Annotated in this window: 20 protein-coding genes; 6 read left to right on the top strand and 14 right to left on the bottom strand. The window is 69.2% G+C overall.

What is annotated here, in order from left to right:
• Positions 1–26 precede the first annotated feature (26 nt).
• Positions 27–476 (top strand): DUF350 domain-containing protein, encoded by a 450-nt coding sequence (locus LBW94_RS16925; protein ID WP_225057667.1) that lies wholly within the window; start codon positions 27–29, stop codon positions 474–476.
• Here the strand turns inward: LBW94_RS16925 and LBW94_RS16920 are convergent.
• The 3 genes from LBW94_RS16920 to LBW94_RS16910 all read right to left on the bottom strand — a co-directional run bounded on the left by LBW94_RS16920 (position 466) and on the right by LBW94_RS16910 (position 2835).
• A complete protein-coding gene (locus tag LBW94_RS16920) occupies positions 466–1488 on the bottom strand; it encodes a PHP domain-containing protein (protein ID WP_225057668.1) in 1023 nt (340 codons plus the stop codon). The two genes, LBW94_RS16925 and LBW94_RS16920, sit on opposite strands and share 11 nt — an antisense overlap.
• Positions 1489–1490: 2 nt before the next feature.
• Positions 1491–2072: a dihydrofolate reductase family protein gene (locus tag LBW94_RS16915; protein ID WP_225057669.1), complete on the bottom strand. Its 582-nt coding sequence runs from the start codon at positions 2070–2072 to the stop codon at positions 1491–1493.
• Between the two features lie 169 nt (positions 2073–2241).
• On the bottom strand, positions 2242–2835 hold the full coding sequence (locus LBW94_RS16910; RefSeq protein ID WP_225057670.1) for a TetR/AcrR family transcriptional regulator: 594 nt from the start codon (positions 2833–2835) through the stop codon (positions 2242–2244).
• A gap of 102 nt (positions 2836–2937) precedes the next feature.
• Between LBW94_RS16910 and LBW94_RS16905 the strand changes: the two genes are divergently transcribed.
• Complete coding sequence (locus LBW94_RS16905; RefSeq protein WP_225057671.1) at positions 2938–3348, top strand: DUF4345 domain-containing protein; 411 nt, start codon at positions 2938–2940, stop codon at positions 3346–3348.
• A 27-nt stretch (positions 3349–3375) separates the two neighbouring features.
• Here LBW94_RS16905 and mutM read toward each other — a convergent pair whose 3' ends face one another.
• The 5 genes from mutM to LBW94_RS16880 form a co-directional block, all read right to left on the bottom strand.
• A complete protein-coding gene (gene mutM, locus LBW94_RS16900) occupies positions 3376–4257 on the bottom strand; it encodes a bifunctional DNA-formamidopyrimidine glycosylase/DNA-(apurinic or apyrimidinic site) lyase (protein WP_225057672.1) in 882 nt (293 codons plus the stop codon).
• Position 4258: 1 nt separating this feature from the next.
• Positions 4259–4996, bottom strand: coding sequence for a ribonuclease III (gene rnc / locus LBW94_RS16895; protein WP_225057673.1), 738 nt, complete (start codon positions 4994–4996; stop codon positions 4259–4261).
• 23 nt (positions 4997–5019) lie between these two features.
• Positions 5020–5202, bottom strand: a complete 183-nt coding sequence (rpmF, locus tag LBW94_RS16890) for a 50S ribosomal protein L32 (protein ID WP_225057674.1) — start codon at positions 5200–5202, stop codon at positions 5020–5022.
• 65 nt (positions 5203–5267) lie between these two features.
• The gene (locus LBW94_RS16885; protein ID WP_225057675.1) at positions 5268–5870 is read right to left on the bottom strand and encodes a YceD family protein; all 603 of its coding nucleotides are present in this window, start codon (positions 5868–5870) and stop codon (positions 5268–5270) included.
• Between the two features lie 99 nt (positions 5871–5969).
• Positions 5970–6716, bottom strand: coding sequence for a DivIVA domain-containing protein (locus LBW94_RS16880; protein ID WP_225057676.1), 747 nt, complete (start codon positions 6714–6716; stop codon positions 5970–5972).
• A gap of 277 nt (positions 6717–6993) precedes the next feature.
• On the opposite strand from LBW94_RS16880, the gene LBW94_RS16875 reads away from it, so the two are divergent.
• From LBW94_RS16875 to coaD, 3 genes are all read left to right on the top strand, one after another.
• Positions 6994–7575, top strand: a complete 582-nt coding sequence (locus LBW94_RS16875; RefSeq protein ID WP_323137880.1) for a GtrA family protein — start codon at positions 6994–6996, stop codon at positions 7573–7575.
• Between the two features lie 126 nt (positions 7576–7701).
• Positions 7702–8709: a type IV toxin-antitoxin system AbiEi family antitoxin domain-containing protein gene (locus tag LBW94_RS16870; protein WP_225057677.1), complete on the top strand. Its 1008-nt coding sequence runs from the start codon at positions 7702–7704 to the stop codon at positions 8707–8709.
• Positions 8710–8927: 218 nt separating this feature from the next.
• Positions 8928–9413, top strand: a complete 486-nt coding sequence (gene coaD / locus LBW94_RS16865; protein ID WP_225057678.1) for a pantetheine-phosphate adenylyltransferase — start codon at positions 8928–8930, stop codon at positions 9411–9413.
• 55 nt (positions 9414–9468) lie between these two features.
• Here the strand turns inward: coaD and rsmD are convergent, their stop codons facing one another.
• Both rsmD and LBW94_RS16855 read right to left on the bottom strand, forming a co-directional pair.
• The gene (gene rsmD, locus LBW94_RS16860; RefSeq protein WP_225057679.1) at positions 9469–10026 is read right to left on the bottom strand and encodes a 16S rRNA (guanine(966)-N(2))-methyltransferase RsmD; all 558 of its coding nucleotides are present in this window, start codon (positions 10024–10026) and stop codon (positions 9469–9471) included.
• Positions 10023–13427, bottom strand: coding sequence for a pyruvate carboxylase (locus LBW94_RS16855; protein WP_266271321.1), 3405 nt, complete (start codon positions 13425–13427; stop codon positions 10023–10025). Before LBW94_RS16855 ends, rsmD begins: the two co-directional genes overlap by 4 nt.
• 287 nt (positions 13428–13714) lie before the next feature.
• Here LBW94_RS16855 and LBW94_RS16850 point away from each other — a divergent pair, with 287 nt between their 5' ends.
• Positions 13715–15136 carry a short-chain fatty acyl-CoA regulator family protein gene (locus LBW94_RS16850; RefSeq protein ID WP_225061832.1) on the top strand — a complete coding sequence of 474 codons (1422 nt, stop codon included), beginning with the start codon at positions 13715–13717 and terminating at the stop codon, positions 15134–15136.
• 106 nt (positions 15137–15242) lie between these two features.
• On the opposite strand, the gene LBW94_RS16845 is transcribed toward LBW94_RS16850, so the two are convergent.
• The 4 genes from LBW94_RS16845 to LBW94_RS16830 form a co-directional block, all read right to left on the bottom strand.
• The gene (locus LBW94_RS16845; RefSeq protein WP_323137879.1) at positions 15243–15440 is read right to left on the bottom strand and encodes an EamA family transporter; all 198 of its coding nucleotides are present in this window, start codon (positions 15438–15440) and stop codon (positions 15243–15245) included.
• Positions 15374–16042, bottom strand: a complete 669-nt coding sequence (locus LBW94_RS16840) for an EamA family transporter (protein WP_225061834.1) — start codon at positions 16040–16042, stop codon at positions 15374–15376. The genes LBW94_RS16845 and LBW94_RS16840 overlap by 67 nt, the downstream gene beginning before the upstream one ends.
• A gap of 387 nt (positions 16043–16429) precedes the next feature.
• Positions 16430–18700: an ATP-dependent DNA helicase RecG gene (recG, locus tag LBW94_RS16835; RefSeq protein ID WP_225061835.1), complete on the bottom strand. Its 2271-nt coding sequence runs from the start codon at positions 18698–18700 to the stop codon at positions 16430–16432.
• A 4-nt stretch (positions 18701–18704) separates the two neighbouring features.
• Complete coding sequence (locus LBW94_RS16830; RefSeq protein WP_225061836.1) at positions 18705–21203, bottom strand: DAK2 domain-containing protein; 2499 nt, start codon at positions 21201–21203, stop codon at positions 18705–18707.
• Positions 21204–21483: the final 280 nt, after the last annotated feature.

Below are 21483 nucleotides of genomic sequence, written 5' to 3'. Positions count from 1 at the left end.
GGCCGACCGACGTCCAGGAGAATGACATGGCCACGATCGCTCTCGAACCCGGGTACTGGGGCAATCTCGGGCACGGAGTCGGGGCCATCGCCGCGTACGCGGCCGTCGGCCTGGTGCTCATGCTGGTGGGCTTCGCCGCGCTCGACATCACGACCCCCGGCCTGCTGCGCAAGCTGGTCGGCTCGGGCCGCCCGAACGCCAACATCATCGCCGCCGCCGGACTGCTCGCCACGGCGATCATCGTGGTGTTCGCCATCTACAGCTCCGGCGGGCACCTGTCCGAGGGCCTGATCTCGGCGGCGATCTTCGGCCTCGTCGGCATCGCCGCCCAGGTGATCTCGGCCCGGGTGATGGAGCGGCTCATCGGCATCAATATCGGTGATCTGCTGCACGCCACGGTCTTCGTCACCGAATCGCTGGTGGTGGCCGCGGCTCACCTCGGCATCGCCCTGGTGATCGGCGTCGCTATCGTCTAGTGAAGGCCGCCAGGTCTTCCAGGGGCCAGGTGTCGATGACGCGTTCGGGCGCAACGCCGTTGGCCAGGGCGCGTTCGCATCCGTAACCCTGCCAATCCAATTGGCCGGGGGCGTGGGCATCGGTGTCGACGGCGAAGTAGCAGCCCATCTCGACGGCCAGGCGGATCAGGCGACTCGGCGGGTCGCGGCGTTCGGGGCGGCTGTTGATCTCGACGGCGGTGCCGTAGCGGCGGCAGGCCTCGAACACCAGCTCGGCGTCGAAGCGGGATTCGGGGCGGGTGCCGCGTTCTCCGGTGACCAGGCGGCCGGTGCAGTGACCGAGGATGTCCACGTTCGGGTCGGCGACCGCGTACACCATGCGTTTCGTCATGGTCTCGCTGTCGGCGCGCAGATCGGAATGCACGCTGGCGACCACGATGTCGAGGCGGGCCAGCAGATCGGCCTGCTGATCCAGGGTGCCGTCGCCGAGGATGTCCACCTCGATGCCGGTGAGGATGCGGAACGGCGCGAGTTCGGCGTTCAGCTGGTCGATCACGTCCAGCTGCCGGCGCAGCCGCTGGGCGGACAGGCCGTTGGCGACCTTCAGCCGCGGCGAATGATCGGTCAGCGCGACGTAGTCGTGGCCCAGCGCGATGGCCGTCCGCATCATCTCCTCGATCGGACTGCCACCGTCGGACCAGTCGGAGTGGGTGTGCAGATCCCCGCGCAGCCGCTCCCGCAGCGCCTTGCCCTCGGGCCCGATCGGCGTTGCGGCGGAACGTGATTCGGCCAGCTTGTCCGGCACCTCACCCGCGCCCGCCTGCGCGATCGCGGCGGCGGTCTTCGGCCCGATCCCCGGAAGTTCCTGCCAGCGGCCACTGTTCAGAAAACTCGCATACTCCGGCTCGGGCAGCTCGGCGACGATGTCGGCCGCCCGGCGATACGCCCGCACCCGCTGGGTCTGTGCCCGGGAGCGCTCCATCCAGAACGCGATCTCCCGGAGCGCCGAGACCGCCGCCCGCTGGGTACTCACGATTATCGGATCCGGCTGTATTTCACGAAGGCCACTCCATCCTCGAAGACCCGGCTGGTCAGGACGCGGAACCGGGCCGGTTCCGGCAGTCGCGGACCGGTGCCGAACAACGGCCGCCCGTGACCGAGCACGATCGGGTGCAGTTTCACGAAAATATGGTCGATCTCCGGCAGCAGCACCTGGGCCAGCTCACCGCCGCCGCACAACCAGATTCCCATACCGGGTTCGCGTTTGAGTGCGCGCACCCGCGCGAGTGGATCCGCCGGAATCAGCTCGATACCCGGATCCGCGACCTCCGGCAGCGTCGTCGAGACGACGAACTGCCGCAGATGCGAATACGGGCTGGCCGTCCCGGTCCGGACCCCGAAATCGTAGGTCTTGCGACCCATGATCACCGTGTCGAAGGTCTGACCGAGTTTGTCGACACCGAGGACCTCCCGCACCTTGGTGGGCAGCGTCTCCGGATATTGAGCGAGGATCGCCGGGGTGTGATCACCACCGACCGGGAAGAAATCGACCGAACCGTCCGCGGTGGCGATGAAGCCATCGATGGTCGAAGCCACGAGATAGGTCATCTTGCGCATCGGGGTACTCCCTTCACGACCCGAAAAGGGGCCGTGAGAAAACGGTAGCTCTCCGGCGGCCGGCACCGGGAGGGGGCAGGTGATCGGGGCCGGTACGGGCGGCCCGCACCGACCGTTCGGGCCGCGATCGGCGGATCGGCGGCCCGGCGCCGCCGGCGGGTCGCGCGGGTCAGGCTTGGTGCTGCGAATTTCTCAGGGCGGCAATGCTTCCGGTCAATGCGCCCAGGCAGGAAGCCCGGACCTGATCGCGGGTGAGACCGCCGCGTTCGAGCCATTCCAGGCACAGGGTGTGCACGAACATCAGCCACGAGGTGACCACCGCGGACATGACCGCATGGTCGGGTCCGCTCGGGTCGACGGCCGCGAGCATCACCTCGCGCATGGCGGCGTGGTCACCGAAGACGATCGCCTGCACGACGGGATCGCCGGCGAGTGCGCGATTGGCCGCGAGCACGGTATTGCGATTGGCGGCGAAGTACTCCAGGTGGGCATCGAGTCCGGCCACGACCTGATCGGCCAACGGCAGGCCGGTCGCGAGTTGTACCTGATTCTGCAATGCCTCGGCGGCGCGCTGATAGATCGCCGCGAACAACGCGCTCTTCTTGGGGAAGTGCCGATACAGCAGGGTGCGGGAGATGCCGGCGCGCGCGGCGACATGGTCCATCTGCACCTGTTCGTAGGGCAGTTCGGCGAACAACCGCGCGCCGATGTCGAGCAGTTCGGCGCGGCGCTGGTCGGGGGTGAGACGGCGGCGCGGTGGCATCACCACACAGTAGTTGACGTGTGTACACCAGCGAGCTACGCTCCGAACAGCTTGGTTGACACATGTACACCAAGGCTCCCGGTACCCCGGGAAGGGGCGGACATGAAAACCGTATTGCGTTGGTACCTCATCATTTTCGGTGTCGTCTGCGTGCTGATCGCACTAGCGCACATCGTCGTCGGCCCGAGCACCATCATCGGAGCCACCGCACCCGACGCCACCGTGGACGGCGATCTCCGGTTCTCGATGGTGCTGTTCCTCGCCTACGGGGTCACCTGTGTGTGGGCGGCGCGTGATGTGGACGGCCGCGCCGGTGTCGTCCATCTGCTGATGGTCTTGTTCTTCGCCGGCGGACTGGTACGCCTGCTGACCGTGGCCTACGTGGGCTGGCCGCACTGGTTCTACATCGCCATGATCGCCGTGGAAATCGTCACCCCACTGGTGTATTCACCACTGCTGCGACAGGTCACCGGGCGCCCGATCCTCGCCGACCTGCGGCATGCGACCCGATAGGCCGCTGCCGCGCCGGTGGTGGCGGGGCTATCCCCGCGGTCGCGGCTGGCAGCGCGGGCAGGAGAAGGAGGAGCGGTTCATGAACTTCTCCCGGCGGATCGGCGCACCACAGCGGCGGCACGGCTCGTCCTCGCGGCCGTAGGCGGCCAGCGCGCGCTCGAAGTATCCGGACTGCCCGTTCACGTTCACGTACAGCGCGTCGAACGAGGTCCCGCCGGCGCGCAGCGCCTCCTCCATCACCGCGCCCACCTCGGTGAGCAGCCGGTGCAGCGCCGGTTCGGTGAGGGCGGCGGCCGGTCGTTCGCCGTGCACGCGGGCCCGCCACAACGCCTCGTCGGCGTAGATGTTGCCGATACCGGAGATCACCGTCTGATCCAGCAGGACCCGTTTGATCTCGGACTGTTTGCCGCGCAGCACCCGCACCACGGCGTCGGCGTCGAAGGCCGGATCCAGCGGGTCGCGGGCGATGTGGGCCACCGCCTCCGGCAGCAGGGCGCCGTCGACCTCGACCAGGGGATGCAACGCCCAGCCGCCGAAGGTGCGCTGGTCCACGAAACGCAGCTGCGCACCCGAATCGAGGGTGGCGACGATGTGCGCGTGCTTCTCCAGCGGCGCGTCACCGGGCTGGACCAGCATCTGACCGCTCATCCCGAGATGGACGACCAGCGCTTCGCCGGCGGCGGCCCAGCCGCCGGCCGTAGGTTCGTCCAGGGTCAGCCACAGGAATTTGCCGCGACGCTGCGCGGCATGCACGCGCAGTCCCGCCAGCCGGGCGGCCAGATCGTCGCCGCCGAGCAGATGGCGGCGCACCGACCGCGGATGTTTCACGGTGACGGCCTCGACGACGTGGCCGACCACATGTTCGGTCAGTCCACGCCGGACGACCTCGACCTCCGGCAGTTCGGGCAAGCTACCCCTCGTCGTTCAGCGCCTGCCAGGCGGCGCCGGCGGCCTTCTGCTCCGCATCCTTCTTGGACCGGCCTACTCCCGTGCCGTACGCGCGACCGCTGATCACCGCGGTGGCGGTGAACTCCTTGTCGTGGTCCGGACCGGTGGAGGTGATCTCGTAGCTGGGCACGCCGAGACCGCGGGCGGCAGTGAGCTCCTGGAGACTGGTCTTCCAGTCCAGCCCGGCGCCCATCCGCGGGCCGCGTTCCAGCAGTTCGGCGAACAGCCGCAGCACCACGCCGCGGGCCACTTCGATGCCGTGTTCGAGATGGACGGCGCCGAGCAGCGCCTCCATGCCGTCGGCGAGAATGCTCGGTTTGTCCCGGCCGCCGGTGAGTTCCTCACCCTTGCCGAGCAGCAGGTAGCGGCCGAGGCCGCCTTCCTCGCCGAGGCCGCGAGCGACCTCCGCGAGCGCGTTCATCTGGACCACACTCGCGCGCAGCTTCGCCAGCTCACCCTCGGACTTGTCCGGGTGCTCCAGATACAGGCGCTCGGTGATGCTCAGACCGAGCACCGAGTCGCCGAGGAACTCCAGCCGCTCGTTGGTCGGCAGACCACCGTTCTCATATGCGTACGAACGGTGGGTCAGCGCCAGCCGGAGCAGGTCCGGTCGTAGTTCTACCCCCAGCGCCTCGAGCAAGCTGGAAGAATCAGCGGCCTCGCCAACGGCTGGTGCGTCCGCTCCGTCCTTGGCCGTCACGTCGGGCTACCCGGGCGATGCGGTCAGACGGCCGAAGCGACCTGGCGGCCCTTGTACGTACCGCAGTTCGGGCAGGCCGTGTGCGGCAGGGTCGGCTGGCCGCAGGCGCGGTTGGGGCACGTCACCAGAGTCGGCGCGGTGGCCTTCCACTGACTGCGCCGCGAGCGGGTGTTGGAACGAGACATCCGGCGCTTCGGAACGGCCACGACTGTTTCTCCTCTGGGTCACACTCGCACGGCCGGCACGGCCGTACGAGAAATGGGTCTACGTCTTATTCTGCTGCGGCGTTCCCGGACGCCGCAGTGGGCGAGTCGGCCGCGAAATTCGCGAGGCCCGCCCAGCGAGGGTCAAGTATCTCATGACTGTGATCCGAACCCGCAATCGCCATCCGCACCCCGCATTCGGAGCACAACCCGGCGCAGTCCGGCTCGCAGAGCGGCTGCAGGGGCAGTTCCAGGCCGACCGCGTCGGCGAGCACCGGTTCCAGGTCGATCAGATCGTCGACCAGACGGTAGATCTCGTCCGCCTCGGTGGTCTGCTCGGTCGCACTGTCCGGATAGGCGAACAGCTCGGTGAGCTCCAGATCGAGATGGTCGGTGAACGGTTCCAGGCACCGGGTGCACTCCCCCGCGACCGGCGCGGACACCGTGCCGGTGACCAGCACGCCCTCCGAGACCGCTTGCAGGGTGAGATCGACCTCGACCTCGGCCCCGGCCGGGATGTGGACCAGGTCGAGCCCGATCTTGTCCGGCAGGGTGACCGTCCGGCGGATCTCACGCCGCGAGCCGGCACGCCGCCCGAGGCTGCGCGTATCCAGCACGAAGCCCGCGTCCGTCGAATGACGTCGCGAACCGGAACCGGTATCGGCAGGCATCAGGAAACTACTCTCGCTCACGCTGGATCGGGGACGGACAACCACTCCACAGTACATCCGGGGCCCGCTCCAGCATAAATCGCCGGTCCCGGGGGCGGATCAGCCCCGGAATTCGGCGGCGTAGTCCGGGATGGCCGTGCCGGACCGCAACTGCTGCCGGCCGCGGCCGACCGTGCGCAGGGCGCCGTGCAGGGCGTCCTCGAACTCGGCCAGTTTGGTGTCGACGTAGCGGTCGCAGTCGGTGCGCAGCCGATCCGATTCGGCCTGGGCGGAATCGAGCAGCCGGGCGGATTCGGCATGTGCGGCCCGGACCACCTCGATCTGCGACACCAGCCGCTGCTGTTCGGCGATGCCCTCGGCCACCGACCGGTCGTAGGACGCCTGACCGGCCGCGATCATCCGCTCCGAATCGGCGCGGGCCCGCCCGGCCAGCGCCTCGTATTCGGCCTTGCCCTCGGCGACCACCCGGTCCGCCTCGGTCTGGGCGGCGGCCACCAGCCGGTCGGCGTGCGCCCGGGCCTCGGCGACCATCCGGTCGGCGTGCGCCTTGGCGTCGGCGAGGATGCGATCGGCCTCCTCCCGGGCGCCGGTGACGGCCGCCTCGGCGGTCTCGGTGGCGGTGGCGACGGCCGTCTCGGCCGCGGTCCGGGCATCGGTGACGATCTTGTCCCGGTGATCCAGCACATCCTGGGCGTCGTCGACCTCACCGGGCAGCGCCTCGCGCACATCGTCCAGGAGTTCGAGCACCTCACCACGCGGGATGATGCAGTTACGGGTGGGCGGGATACCGCGCGCCTCCTCGACGATTGCCACCAGTTCGTCGAGCGCCTCGAATACGCGATACATCCTGCTGACCCCACTCTCGTGCCGATCGTAAGACGGCGCAATCACGCCACCGCCGTGTTGCAGCCTGGCTGCCAGTGTGCCCCCGCGGCATTCACTTGCCCAGTGCGCGCCCGGTGTGTCGTCCAGTGTTTCCCATGCCACACCATTCAAGTGGAGGAAATATCTCCGGTTGATGTAATGTTGGACAGCGGCGATAGACAGCCGGCTGCTGCCCGGAACATCGGAACCCGGCGGCGGTCAGTACGCGAGTGTTCCGATCGGAAAGACGATGGCGGTCTTGTTTCCGGTAGTCCCGGGCTGGTGGATGAGCCCGCAGCCCGAATCGGGCACACCCTCCGGCACCGAGGAGGGCCCGACGATCGCGGATCGGCTCGCGGCCGTCGCCGACTCCACCGCGGATCGGCTCGCGGCCGTCGCCGACTCCACGGCCGAGGCCACGCCCCGGCTGCTCACCCGTCTCGGCCGCTGGTTGCGCGGCGAGTACTGGCTGGCGCAGCTCATCCGGTTCGCCCTGGTCGGCGGCTTCAGCAATATCGGGTACTTCCTGCTGTTCATGGCCTGTTACGCGGAGGGCCCGCAGCTGGCCAATCTGACCGGCTCGGTGCTGAGCACCGCCCTGGCCAACGAACTGCACCGCCGCCTCACCTTCCACGCCGCCGACCGGGTCGGCTGGCTCACCGCGCAGCTCGAGGGCGGCGGCCTGGCGCTGGCCGGGCTGGCGATCTCCTCGGCCGCGCTGGCCGGGCTGGACTACGTGGCCCCCGGGCTCGGTGACACCGCCGAGGCCCTCGCGGTCATCGCCATCACCGCCGCCGTCGGCACGCTGCGCTTCATCACCCTGCGGTTCTGGGTCTTCTGACACCCGTCCTCGGCCACGGTGTGCGGCTGTGACCTGGTCGAACAAGTAAGGAACCGGGCCGGGCGCCTCCACGTCCAAAGAGAACAAAACCGAGTGTTCGGCCTGTTCTCAGCTGGGGAGGTTGTCTTGGAGCATTGTCAGAGATTTCGCACCTCGGATGCGGGGATCCGCCGCCGGCGGGACGTGGTCCGCAGCGGTATCACCGACGAGGAGATCCGCCGGATGTGCGTCGGCGGGCGCTGGTATCGGCTGCGTCGCGGCGCCTATACGGATCGGGTGGGTTTCGCGGGCCTCGGCGCGGCCGACCGGCATCGCATCCTGATCGCGGCGGTGGTCGCCAATCTGTCCGGCGACGCCATCCTCAGCCATCAGTCGGCGGCGGTCGTCTACGGCGCACCGGTGTGGGACCAGTTGCTGCCGCGGGTGTGCGTGACCCGCAACCGGCGCAACGGCGGCCGGATCAAACCCGATCTCAAGGTGCACTGCGCGCCGGTGGAGGCGGTGGCCGAGGTGGCGGGCCTGCGGCTGACCACCCCCGCGCGCACCATCGTCGACGTGGCCCGCACGGTGCCGTTCGAGGCCGCGGTGGTCGCCGGCGACGCGCTGGTCCGCACCTACGGCGTCACCGCGGACGAACTGGAGGCCGAGTTGGAGGCCGCGAAGCACCGGCACGGCGTGCATCCGGCCCGGCACGTGATCCGCTTCCTCGACCCGCACTGCGCGAGCGTCGGCGAATCCCGCAGCCGGGTCATGTTCCGGCGACTCGGCGTCCCGGTGCCGCAGTCGCAGGGTGAGGTGTTCACCTCACAGGGCACCTCGCTGGGCCGGGTCGACTTCTGGTTCGGCAACAGCGGCGTCCTCGGCGAGTTCGACGGCCGGGCCCGGCACGGCCGCCTGCTGCGCTCCGGCGACGATCCGGCCGAGGTGGTACTGCTCGAGCAGCGACGTGCGGACGCCCTGCGCGACAACGGCTTCCAGGTGGTGCGCTGGACCTGGGACGACCTGCCCGGCGGCGAGGTGGCCACCCGGGTCCGCCAGGCACTGCTGTCCGCCGGGCAACGGGCCCGCCCCGACGGCTGGATCCGCCGGACCGGCCTGCCCGACCCGAAACCGATCGTCGTCCACACCCTGTGAATCGGTCCGGCCGCACCCGCTGTCACGGTGGGTGCGGCCGGTGAGATCGGTCACCGCCGGCGAGGTACCCGCGAACGGTCGGTCACCACCTGGAGCCGGCTGCGAACCGGTCGGTCGCTGCACAGCGGCCCGGGCGGCGATCGGTGTCGGGTGCGACCGGATTGCTCGCGCCGGGTGGCGCTGTCCGGCCACGGAAACGGGCCTGTTAGCGTGCGAACATGGCTGGAGCACTGTGTCCTGGTTCGTTCGACCCGGTGACCAACGGGCATCTCGACGTGATCACCCGCGCCGCGGCCCAGTTCGACGAAATCGTCGTCACGGTGATGATCAACAAGAGCAAGCAGGGCATGTTCACCGTCGAGGAGCGGATGGACATGCTGCGCGAGGCCACCTCCGACCTGCCCAATGTGCGGGTCGAATCCTGGCACGGGCTGCTGGTGAACTTCGCCAAGGAGCAGGGCATCAACGCCATCGTCAAGGGGCTGCGCGACGCCACCGATTTCGGTTACGAGTTGCAGATGGCGCAGATGAACAAGAAGCTCTCCGGCGTCGACACCTACTTCCTCGCCACCAATCCGGCGTTCAGTTATCTGTCCAGCTCGCTGGTGAAGGAGGTCGCCACCTTCGGCGGCGACGTCACCGACATGCTGCCGCCGTCGGTGCACAAGCAGCTGCTGGCCCGCCTGGCCGAGCGAAACGGCTGAGCCCCATCCGTTTCCGTGGCGCCCGGCCCACGGTCCGGGCACGGCGGCCGACCGTTCAGGGCGTGAATTCGGCGATATCGATGCGGGTTTCGCCGTAGCGCCGCGATTTCTCGGCGGAACAGGCTGCGGGCCAGCGCGTTTCCGGGGATCGGGTGGCGCGCTCCACGATCACCAGCGCCCCGGGGTGCAGCCAGTCGCGGTCGGCGAGCGCGGTGAGGTCGGCGGCCACCTCGTCCCCGGACAGCGCATACGGCGGATCCGAGAGCACCAGGTCGTAACGTTGTGCCGGGGCGGTGGCGAGCACCGATCCGACCGTGCCGAGCCGTAGTTCCGCACCGGTCAGGCCCAGATCGGCGATATTGCCGCGCACCACGACGGCGGCCTTCCGATCCGATTCCACCAGCAGCGCGTGCGAGGCCCCACGGGACAGCGCCTCGAGGCCGAGCGCGCCGGAGCCCGCGTAGAGGTCCAGCACCCGGATGCCGTCGAAATCCAGGCGTGCGGTCAGGAGGCTGAACAGCGCCTCCCGCACCCGATCCGAGGTGGGGCGGGTGCCCGCCGGGGGCACCCGCAACCGCCGGCCCCCGACCGCACCTGCGACGATCCGGGTCACTCCGCCGCGACTTCGTTCGGACGCAGATCGATCAGGAGGTCACCGCCTTCGACCTGCTGCACGCGGCCGATCGCGACCCGCCGCACCGTGCCCGCGCGCGGAGCGGTGATGGCGGCCTCCATCTTCATGGCCTCGATGGTGCCGATGGTGTCGCCCGCGGAGACGGTCTCACCCTCGGTGACCGTCAGCGTGACGACACCCGCGAAGGGTGCGGCGACATGGCCCGAATTGCCGCGGTCCGCCTTCTCGGCGGTCGGGATCTCGCTGGCCACCGAACGATCACGCACGGTGATGGGCCGCAGCTGACCGTTGAGGATGCACATGACGGTGCGCATCCCGCGATCGTCGGGTTCGGAGATGGCTTCCAGGCCGATCAGCAGCGTCACACCCTTCTCCAGCTGGACACGATGCTCCTCACCGTGACGCAGACCGTAGAAGAACTGATTCGCCGACAGACCCGACGTATCACCGAACTTCTCGCGGTGCGCGAGGAATTCGGCCGTCGGGCCGGGGAACAGCAAACGGTTCAGCGTTTCCTGCCGCTGCCGTGACGAACCCTCCAGGGCAGCAGCATCGTCCACGCTCAACGGGGTTTCGGGTTTGGCGGGGCCGCGTCCTTCCAGCGCACGAGTCCGGAACGGCTCCGGCCACCCACCCGCCGGAGTACCGAGCTCACCACGCAGGAAACCGATCACCGAATCCGGAATATCGAACCGCGCAGGCTCCGCCGCGAAATCCCCGATATCCACACCACTACCCACCAACGACAACGCCAGATCACCCACCACCTTCGACGACGGCGTCACCTTCACCAACCGGCCCAGCAACCTATCCGCCGCCGCATACTTCGCCTCCACCTCCTCGAACCGGTCACCAAGCCCCAACGCGATCGCCTGCTGCCGCAAATTCGACAACTGACCACCAGGAATCTCATGCCGATACACCCGGCCCGTCGGACCCGGCAAACCCGACTCGAACGGGCCATACACCCTCCGCAACGCCTCCCAATACGGCTCCAGATCACACACACCCTGCAAATCCAAGCCCGTATCGAACCGAGAATGCGCCGCCGCGGCCACAATCGCCGACAACGCCGGCTGACTGGTCGTCCCCGCCATCGGCGCACTGGCACCATCGACAGCATCCGCACCCGCCTGCCACGCCGCCACATACGCCGCCAATTGACCACCAGGCGTGTCATGAGTATGCACATGCACCGGCACATCGAAATTCCGGCGCAACGCCGTCACCAGCGCATGCGCCGCCGGAACCCGCAACAACCCCGCCATATCCTTGATCGCCAGCACATGCGCACCCGCATCCACCACCTGCTCCGCCAGCTTCAGGTAATAGTCGAGCGTATACAGATCCTCACCCGGATCCGACAGATCACCGGTATACGACAACGCCACCTCCGCCACCGCCGTACCCGTCTCCAGCACCGCATCGATCGCCGGACGCATCTGATCCACATTGTTCAACGCATCGAAGATCCGGAAAATATCGACCCCCGTACCGGTAGCCTCCCGGACAAACGCCCGCGTCACCTGCTCCGGATACGGCGTATACCCCACAGTATTACGACCCCGCAACAACATCTGCAAACAAATATTCGGCACCGCCTCCCGCAACGCCGCCAACCGCTCCCACGGATCCTCGAACAAAAACCGCAACGCCACATCATAAGTCGCCCCACCCCAGCACTCCAACGACAACAACCCCGGCGTCAACCGCGCCACATGCCCAGCCACCTGCAACAACCCATTCGTCCGCACCCGCGTCGCCAACAACGACTGATGCGCATCACGAAACGTCGTATCCGTCACCCCCACCGCATCCTGCGCACGCAACGCACGCGCAAAACCGGTGGGCCCCAACGTGAGCAACCGCTGCCGCGATCCCGGCGGCGGTGGGACCGTCAGATCGATCGCGGGCAACTTGTCGTGCGGGTACAAGGCGGTGGGACGTTCACCGTGTGGCTTGTTCACCGTGACGTCCGCGAGGTAACGCAGGATCTTCGTGCCGCGGTCGGCCGAACCGCGCTGGGTCAGCAACTGCGGCCGTTCCTCGATGAACGACGTGGTCACCCGACCGGCCTGGAAATCGGGGTCGTCCAGCACCGCCTGAAGGAACGGGATGTTCGTGGAGACGCCGCGGATACGGAATTCGGCCACCGACCGGCGCGCCCGTGCCACCGCGGTGGCGAAATCACGACCACGACAGGTGAGTTTCACCAGCATGGAATCGAAATAGGCGCCGACCTCGGCACCCACCGCGGCCCCGCCGTCGAGGCGGATACCTGCCCCGCCGGGGCTGCGGTACCCGGTGATCCGGCCGGTATCGGGACGGAACCCGTTCGCCGGATCCTCCGTCGTGATCCGGCACTGCAACGCCGCACCCCGAATCCGCACCGACTCCTGACTCAACCCCAGATCCGAAAGCGACTCCCCCGCCGCGATCCGCATCTGCGCCTGCACCAAATCCACATCGGTGATCTCCTCGGTCACCGTATGCTCCACCTGAATCCGCGGATTCATCTCGATGAACACATGATTCCCACGCTCATCCAGCAAAAACTCCACCGTACCCGCACAGCTGTAACCGATCTCACGCGCAAACGCCACCGCATCCGCACACATCCGATCCCGCACCACCGGATCCAGATTCGGCGCCGGCGCCAACTCGATCACCTTCTGATGCCGCCGCTGCAACGAACAATCCCGCTCGAACAAATGCATCACATTCCCCCGACCATCGGCCAGGATCTGCACCTCGACATGCCGCGGATTCACCACCGCCCGCTCCAGGAACACCGTCGGATCCCCGAACGCCGACTCCGCCTCCCGCATCGCCGCCTCCACCGACTCCCGCAAATGCCCACGATCAGACACCCGCCGCATCCCCCGACCACCACCACCCGCGACGGCCTTCACGAACACCGGGAACTCCAACCCCTCCGACGCCACCAGCAACTCCCCCACCACCGCCGACGGCGCACAAGAATCCAGCACCGGCAACCCCGCCACCCGCGCCGCCGCGATCGCCCGCGCCTTGTTCCCCGTCAACTCCAGCACCGACGCCGACGGACCGATGAACGTGATCCCCGCCTCCACACACGCCGCCGCCAGATCCGGATTCTCCGACAAGAACCCATACCCCGGATAAATCGCGTCCGCACCGGCCGAAGTCGCCGCGGCGAGAATCTCCGAGATCGACAGGTAGGCGCGCACCGGATGCCCCGGGGTGCCGATCTGGTACGACTCGTCGGCCTTCAGCCGGTGTACGGAGTTGCGGTCTTCGTACGGGAACACGGCCACGGTGCCGATGCCCAGCTCGTAGGCGGCGCGGAAGGCGCGAATCGCGATTTCCCCACGGTTGGCGACCAGAACTTTGGAGAACATTGGTCCAAGGTACCCGGACGGTGGGTGCGCTCGGACGCAGAAGCCCCGCGTCCGGGCCCGGCGGTCGGCCCGCGCACGCAGCTAATCGGTGGACACGGTTTACCGGAAATGCGCTGAACCACCGGCTACACTCCCACGTCACAGGGGTGAGACGCACGCCACACCGTTCCGGCTTCGCACACTACACAGAGCGCGCGGAACACAGAAAGCTGTGGGACAGCAGATGTTTTTGGCCATGTGCGAGCAGAATTGCAATGTTTGCGAAGACTTTTGGGTAGCATCTTCGCGTGCGCAAGATGTATGCGGGTGCCCGGCTGCGGCGGTTGCGCGAGGAGCGGCGAATGACGCAGGCCGCCCTGGCCAAGAGTCTCGACCTGTCGCCCAGCTATCTCAACCAACTGGAACGTGATCAGCGTCCGCTCACCATTCCGGTCCTGCTCAAGCTGAACTCGACCTTCGATCTGGACGTCCAGTTCTTCGCCGCCGACTCCGACGCGCGGCTGGTGTCCGACCTGCACGAGGTGCTGGTGGAGGCCGCCGGTGGCACCGCACCACCCGCGGCCGAGGTGGAGGATCTGGCCACCCGCCTGCCCGAGGTCGCCAAGACCATCGTGGCCATGCACCGCCGCCTGCGCGCCGCGACCGACCAGCTCGACCTGCTGTCGTCGAAGGTCGCCACGCCCACCGGCGCACCCGGGGTGCCGATGCCGTACGAGGACGTCCGGGACTTCTTCTACGACCACCACAACCACATCGCCCCACTCGACCACGCCGCCGAGCGGTTGTTCGAGGAGGGCGGGCTGTCGATCGGCTCGCTGGACCGCCAGCTCGCCCGCATCGCCGAGGAGCGGGCAGGCGTCACCGTGCTGGTGCGCGGCGACGGCGCCGATCCGGCCATCCCGAAGCGCCACTACGAGCCGGAGACCCGCACCCTCACCCTGGCCCGCCGGCTGCGACCCGGCCAGCGCGCCTTCCAGATCGCCACCACCCTCGCCTTCCTGCTGTACGGCCCGCAACTCGACGAGGTGCTCAACGAGACTCCGTCGCTGACCGGCGAATCCCGCTCGCTCGCCCGCGTGGGCCTGGCCAACTATTTCGCGGGCGCCCTGGTGCTGCCGTACGGCCGGTTCCTCCGTTCCGCCGAGGAGTTGCACTACGACATCGACCTGCTCGGCCTGCGCTTCGAGGTCGGTTTCGAGACCGTCTGCCACCGGCTGAGCACCCTGCAACGGCAGGGTCAGCGCGGGGTGCCGTTCTTCTTCGTCCGCACCGACCGCGCGGGCAACATTTCGAAACGCCAGTCCGCCACCGCATTCCACTTCTCCCGCGTCGGCGGCAGCTGCCCGCTGTGGGTGGTGCACGAGGCGTTCGCCAATCCGGGCCGCATCCTCACCCAGGTGGCGGCCATGCCCGACGGCCGCCGCTACCTGTGGATCGCCCGCACCACCAACCCGGCCCCGCACGCATTCGGCACGGCGAGCAAGGAATTCGCCGTCGGCCTGGGCTGCGACATCGAATACGCCGACCGCCTCGCCTATTCCAAGGGCCTGCAACTCGACGATCCGGCCGCGGTGGTCCCGATCGGCGCCGGCTGCAAGGTCTGCGAGCGCTCCTCCTGCCAGCAACGCGCCTTCCCCCAGATCGGCCGCCCCCTGGCCGTCGCCGAGAACACCTCGATCGACCTGCCGTATCCGCACACCGTGCGGTGAGCGGCCGCACCGAGGCAGCAGCCCCTTTCGGCGCGGCGAGATCGCGCCGACCGGTTCGGGCCCGGTGAGACGCGGTCGAACACACCGCCGAACCGCGAGCGGCCGTTCAGCGGGCCGTGCGGGTAGCTCCCACGGACGCGGCGACCACACAGCCGATACCCGCCCACTGCACGACGCCCATCGGCTGACCGAGCACCGCCAGCCCCGCCCCGGCGGCCACCGCCGGCTCCAGACTCATCAGAATGCCGAACACCCGCGGCGGAATCCGCCGCAGCGCTTCGAGTTCCACCGAATACGGCAACACCGACGACAGCACGGCCACCCCGAAACCGGCGGCCAGCACGGACGGGCGCAGCAAGGCGGGCCCGGCGGCGGCGTCACCAGTCCGCCGAGCGCCATGGCCAGCGCCAGACCACCACCGCCACTGGTCTTCTCGCCCAGCTTCGCAGTCGCCAGGATGTACCCGGCCCAGCACGCGCCCGCGGCGACGGCGAACACGACCCCGGTCCACACCACCGGACCGTCCGACCGCATCAGCAACAGCACACCGGCGCCGGCCAGCACCGCCCACACCGGATCGAACCAGCGCCGCGACCCGGCCAGCGCCACCGCCAGCGGCCCCAGGAATTCGAGGGTGACCGCCATCCCCAGCGGAATCCGGTCCAGCGCAAGGTAGAAGATGGTGTTCATCGACGTCAGCACCGCGCCGTAGCCGAGCACCGCCGGCAGGGCCCGCCAGCCCACTCGCAGCGACCGCCGCCACAGCACCAGCAACACCACCCCCGCGAACGACAACCGCAGCCCCACCGCACCCACCGGCCCGGTCACCGCGAACAGCTCCTCCGCGACCGCCGCCCCCACCTGGGTACTGACCATCCCGACCAGCACCAATGTGGTCGGCGGCACCCCACCGGCCCCTTGCCACGCAACTCGCGAAAACCACACCGGCGGTACAACTCTGCCCCGCCACCCGACATCGATCGCTACCACCGGAATCTCCTCCCACGACGATGTCACCGCTACGGAGCATCCGACACCCCGCAGCGGCCCGGACCGCACCGCGTCCCCGCAGGGGCATCCGGTGCACCAGCCGCCACAGTATCCAGGCACCGCACACCACTTTTGTATCCCGTCGTCACGCGCGCCACCGCGGTATCCGGCGGCCCGGCACACCACTTCTGTCTCCGGTCGCCGGTGTCGCACGCGGCGTCGTTTCGCCCGGCGCCGGGCCGATCACCGCGGCAATCCCGGTCATGCCGCGCGAATCCAGCCGGGGTGCGACAAGTGACAGCCTCACGACTTGGCCAGGTACTCCAGCCGTTCGGCGTCGACGGCGGCGTGCATCATGGTGGCCAGGCCGGGGTGCCGGGCCAAGCCGGGATCGGTGGCCACCAGATCGCGCGCCACGTCCTGGGCGGCGGTGATGACCTCCAGATCGTCCAGCAGCGACAGCAGTCGCAGGCTGCGGGCCGTGCCGGACTGGGCCGAGCCGAGCACATCGCCTTCGCGGCGCTGGCGCAGATCGAGCACGGACAGTTCGAATCCGTCGAGCGTGCCCGCCACCGCCTCCAGCCGGGCCATGGCGGTGCCCATCGCGGAGGATTCGGTGATCAGCAGGCAGAGTCCGGGATGTTTGCCACGCCCGACCCGGCCGCGCAGCTGATGCAACTGGCTGACACCGAAGCGATCCGCGTCGACGATCACCATCACCGTCGCGTTCGGGACGTCCACCCCCACCTCGACGACGGTGGTGCAGATCAGCACATCCACCTCGCCGGCGTTGAACGCCTGCATCACGCGATCCTTCTCATCGGACGGCAGCCGGCCGTGCAGCAGGCCGACCCGGAGCCCGGCCAGCGCGCCCGCGCGCAGCGTCTCGTAGACGTCGACGGCGGCGTGGGTGGTCGGCCCCTCCTTCTCCTCCGCCGCTCTGCCCTTGCGGGACTTGCCCTTCGCGCCCTCCTCCTCGCCGTCGCCGATGCGCGAGCACACCACATAGGCCTGCCGGCCGGCATCGACCTCCTCCCGGATCCGCTCCCAGGCCCGGTCCACCCAGCTCGGATGTTGCTTGGCGGGAACGACTTTGGTGCTGATCGGGGAGCGGCCGCGCGGCAGTTCGGTGAGTGTGGAGGTCTCCAGGTCGCCGAGGGTGGTCATCGCGATGGTGCGCGGGATCGGGGTCGCGGTCATCACCAGCAGATGCGGGCTCGCACCGTCGCGTGCCTTGGCGCGCAACGCGTCCCGCTGTTCCACCCCGAACCGGTGCTGCTCGTCGACGATCACCATGCCCAGATCGTGGAATTCGACGTTGTCCTGGATCAGCGCATGGGTGCCGATGACGATGCCCGCCTCACCGGTCATCGCGTCCAGCAGCGCGGCCTTCTTCTCCTTCACCGACATCGAGCCGGTGACCAGCACGACCTTGGTGGCGTGCTCGGCGGCGCCGAGTTCACCACCGGCGCCGAGTTCGCCGAGCATCCCGCGCAGCGACCGATAGTGCTGGGCCGCCAGCACTTCCGTCGGCGCCAGCAGCGCGCACTGCTGGCCCGCGTCCACCACCTGCACCATGGCGTGCAGAGCGACGACGGTTTTCCCCGAACCGACCTCGCCCTGGAGCAGCCGGTGCATCGGATGCGGCCGGGACAGGTCGGCGGAGATCTCGCCGATCACCCGCTGCTGCCCCGCGGTCAGCTCGAACGGCAGCCGCTTCTCGAAATCGGTTGCGATGCCGCCGGTCCGGGGCGGGCACGGCTTCGCGACGCGGCCGCCCGCCTCGTGCCGGCGCTCCGCCAGCACCAGTTGCAGGGCCAGCGCCTCGTCGAAACGCAAACGCTCCCTGGCCTCTTCGATATCGGACTTGCCCTCCGGCAGATGGATCAGCCGCAGCGCGTCCGAGACCGCCATCAGGCCGCGATCGTCGCGCAGGTCGGCCGGCAGCGGATCGTCGATCGGATCGAGCTGGTCGAGCACCTGGCGCACGCAGGCCAGCAGATCCCAGCTCTGCACCTTCGCGGTCGCCGGATAGACCGGGATGTACTCCCGCTCGAAGAACGAGATGTCCACGCCCTCGGCGCCTTTGGCACTCTCGGCCAGTCCGCGCAGGCTCCCGCCGCCGCGCACGGCGGTGAGGCTCTCCACCGATTCCCCCGCCTCCGGCAGGATCAGATACGACGGATGCGACAGGTTCCACCGATCCGGCCGCCAATAGTGCACCGTCCCGGACATCATCGCCCGGACTCCCTGTTTGACCAGGTAGTTCACCTTGTCGCCGTTGAAGAACGTGATCTCGATCGGCTTCCCGGCGCCGGTGTCGAGCTCCACCCGTAGTAATCGGCCGCGACGCTGCTTCATCGGCTTCAGTTCGGTCTTGGTGACCGTGCCGATCACCGTGATGTGCGCGCCCTCCTCGGGCGCGTCCTCGGCCAGCGGCTGCCCCTGGGTGGCGTAGCGCACCGGATAGTGGCGCAGCAGATCCTCGACGGTAGTCATGTCGAAGGATTCGGCCAGCTGGTCGGACGCCTTCGTGCCCAGCACGTGGTCGAGCCGGTCCCGCAGTGTCGCCATCGGTCTATTCCACCCCGATCTGGATGAGGTCCACCGGCTGCCCGCCGTCGTAGACGACGACCTCCACACCCGGGAAGGTCGCCGTGATGTGCTCGGTCAGTTCGTCGCCCAGCCCCTCGGGGGAGTCGACGCCCACCAGCAGGGTGACCAGTTCGCCGCCCAGCCCCAGCATCCGGTCCAGCAGGGTGCGGGCCGCCACCCGGACATCCGGGTCGATGACGACCACATCGTGGCCGACCAGGCCGAGCCCGTCACCGCGCGCACAGGTGCCCACGATGGTCAGTGCCCGCTCGGCGGCCACCCGCACCGCTCCCCAGCGGGTCGCGGCGGCGGCCTCGGACATCGCGAACACGTCGTCGACGGCGGTGCGCTGCGCATCGTGCACCGCCAGCGCCGCCAGCCCCTGCACCATCGAACCGCTGGGCAGCATCAGCACCTCCCGCCGCGGCTGCACGGATTCGGTCCCGCGCGCGGCCACGCTCACCGTGACCAGTTCGGGCGCGGGCAACGCCCCGTTGGCCAGCACCAGCACCTCCCGATGCGGCATCGCGCGAATGGCGGCCAGCAGCGCGTCGGCGGTCACGTCGCCGTCGAGCACCACCGCCCCCGCATCCTCGAACAACTGCGCCGCCCCCGCCCCGAACGCCACCGTCAGAATGCCCCGATCGGCCCCGTCGAACGCCACCGGCCCCGACTCCAGCCCCTCGATCCGGATACCGCGCAGCTCCCCGGCACGCAGCCCGGCCTCGACGGCGGCACCCGCATCGGCAGTGTGCACATGCGCCGACCAGCTCCCCGCCCCGTCGCCGACCACCACCACGGAGTCACCGAGCCGCGCCAACTCCCACCGCAACCCCGCGATCAGCCCCGCATCGGTGCCCGACAGCACGTACATCACCTCGTATTGCGGGGCCGTGCCACCCGCTCCGTCCACCGGTGGTCGCGCATCGTGGGCGACCGGCCCGTCCGCCCGGATCGCACACTCACCCGCACCATCGGCAACGGCACTCGCCACCTCCGGCCCGGGTACCCGAGCACCCTCCGGGCGACCGCTCCCGACCGCGCCGGACGGCCCGGTCCCTCCGATCGAGTGATCGCCCGAGATACCGGCGCCGTTCGACCCGGACGTCCGCATGTCCGGCACAACATCGCTACCGGCCGTCCCGGACCGCGTATCCGGCACAACACCACTGCCGGTGGACCCGAACGACGGAATCCCCGACGCACCATCGCTATCGGCCGTCCGGGACCGCTGCGTATCCGGCACAACGCCACGACCGGCAGACCTGAACGACGGAATGCCCGGCGCAACGCCGCCACCGCTGGTCCCGGACCGCCACAGGTCCGAGGCGGCACCGCTGCCGGACCGGCGCGCATCCGCCCCCGACCGGTAGCGCGGCCGGACCGTCTGCTGCCCGGTGGTGAGGGCGACCAGACCGTCCAGCAGCACCAGCAGACCCCTGGCCCCGGCGTCCACCACCCCAGCGGTGCGCAGTACATCCAGCTGCGACGGTGTCTCCCCCAACGCCTTGGCGGCCCCGTCCGCCGCGGCGGTCGCCACCTCACCGAGCGACGCACCCTGCGCACACTCCGCGGCCCGGTGCGCCGCGGCGTCGAGCACGGTCAGCATGGTCCCCTCGATGGGATCGCTCAACCCCTCACGCACCAGAATTCCCGCGCGGCGCAACGCGATTCGCAACTCCTCGGCGCCGAGCGAGCCACTCGCGGCCGCATCGCCGAACCCACGCAACACCTGCGACAGAATGATCCCGGAATTCCCCCGGGCGCCCAGCGTCGCCGCCCGCGCCATCGCCGCGGCCACCGTACCGGCGACCCCGTCCCGGACCTCGTGGTCCGGCGCGTTCACCGACGCTGCGTCGACGGTGTCCACGTCCGCAGTCACCACCTCGGCAGTCACCGCCTCCCGACCTCGGCCGCCGCCGATCGACTCGCCGTCGGACACACGGTCCGGCTCGTCGCGCCCCACGGGCCGTACCCCGTGCTCAGCACGATCCGACTCACCCCTCGCCACGGGCCGGACACCGTCAGCAACACGATCCGCCCCGCTCCCAGCCGGTCGTGCATCGCCGGCAGCATCATCCGACCCGCTCCACGTCACCGGCGGTACACCGTGGCCCTGTTCGCTCGCGGTGGCACCTACCCGCCGCGCATTTCCGAGCGTGACAGCGTTGCCGGCCTCGGCGCTGTCGGCACGCTCGCTCCGAGCGATGCCGGAGGTTCCCGCCGGTCGGCCGCTCGACGTGGTCCCCGTATCGTCGCGGCCGGCAGGCTCGCCCGCCGCGCGCTCCGCTTCCAGCACCGCAGCACCCCCGGCGACGGCCGCGCGCATGGTGGACAGCAGATTGGTGCCGGTGTCGGCATCCGGTACCGGGAACACGTTCAGCGCGTTGATCTCGTCACGGTGCCGTTCCAGGCCGTCCAGGCAGAGCTGTCCCCACCGCACGAGCGCCGCACCGTCGAGCGCATCCCGGACCCCGGGCAACCGTCACCGTCCTTCCACCATGTCCGATGGTCGTCGCGCAGGTCGCTTCCGGCGCCTGCCCTTGTACCAGCCGTACTCGCCCGCCAGCGTAGTCGCCCGTACCGACACGAACGGGATGTGCCGGAGGTCGCCGGGCCGAGGGCGGGTACCGATGTGCGCAATACCCTGCCGACGGGCCCGGGAACCCGCGATTGGACAGCGGAGACGGGCGGCGGCTACCCTTGCGAGGTTGCCTGACGCGGCCATGTTCTTTCCTGGCGGAGAGCGGCTGCGGGTGCCG

The organism is Nocardia sp. alder85J, assembly GCF_020176955.2.
Lineage (GTDB): Bacteria > Actinomycetota > Actinomycetes > Mycobacteriales > Mycobacteriaceae > Nocardia.
Note: the sequence above shows the minus strand (reverse complement) of the source record. Positions and strands in the feature narration are given on the sequence as shown.

Bases quoted from the DNA above. Each gene is read 5' to 3' on its own strand.
- LBW94_RS16925 (WP_225057667.1), top strand. From the start codon at position 27: ATGGCCACGATCGCTCTCGAACCCGGGTACTGGGGCAATCTCGGGCAC.
- LBW94_RS16915 (WP_225057669.1), bottom strand. From the start codon at position 2,072: ATGCGCAAGATGACCTATCTCGTGGCTTCGACCATCGATGGCTTCATC.
- LBW94_RS16910 (WP_225057670.1), bottom strand. From the start codon at position 2,835: ATGCCACCGCGCCGCCGTCTCACCCCCGACCAGCGCCGCGCCGAACTG.
- LBW94_RS16905 (WP_225057671.1), top strand. From the start codon at position 2,938: ATGAAAACCGTATTGCGTTGGTACCTCATCATTTTCGGTGTCGTCTGC.
- LBW94_RS16885 (WP_225057675.1), bottom strand. From the start codon at position 5,870: ATGCCTGCCGATACCGGTTCCGGTTCGCGACGTCATTCGACGGACGCG.
- LBW94_RS16880 (WP_225057676.1), bottom strand. From the start codon at position 6,716: ATGTATCGCGTATTCGAGGCGCTCGACGAACTGGTGGCAATCGTCGAG.
- coaD (WP_225057678.1), top strand. From the start codon at position 8,928: ATGGCTGGAGCACTGTGTCCTGGTTCGTTCGACCCGGTGACCAACGGG.
- LBW94_RS16855 (WP_266271321.1), bottom strand. From the start codon at position 13,427: ATGTTCTCCAAAGTTCTGGTCGCCAACCGTGGGGAAATCGCGATTCGC.
- recG (WP_225061835.1), bottom strand. From the start codon at position 18,700: ATGGCGACACTGCGGGACCGGCTCGACCACGTGCTGGGCACGAAGGCG.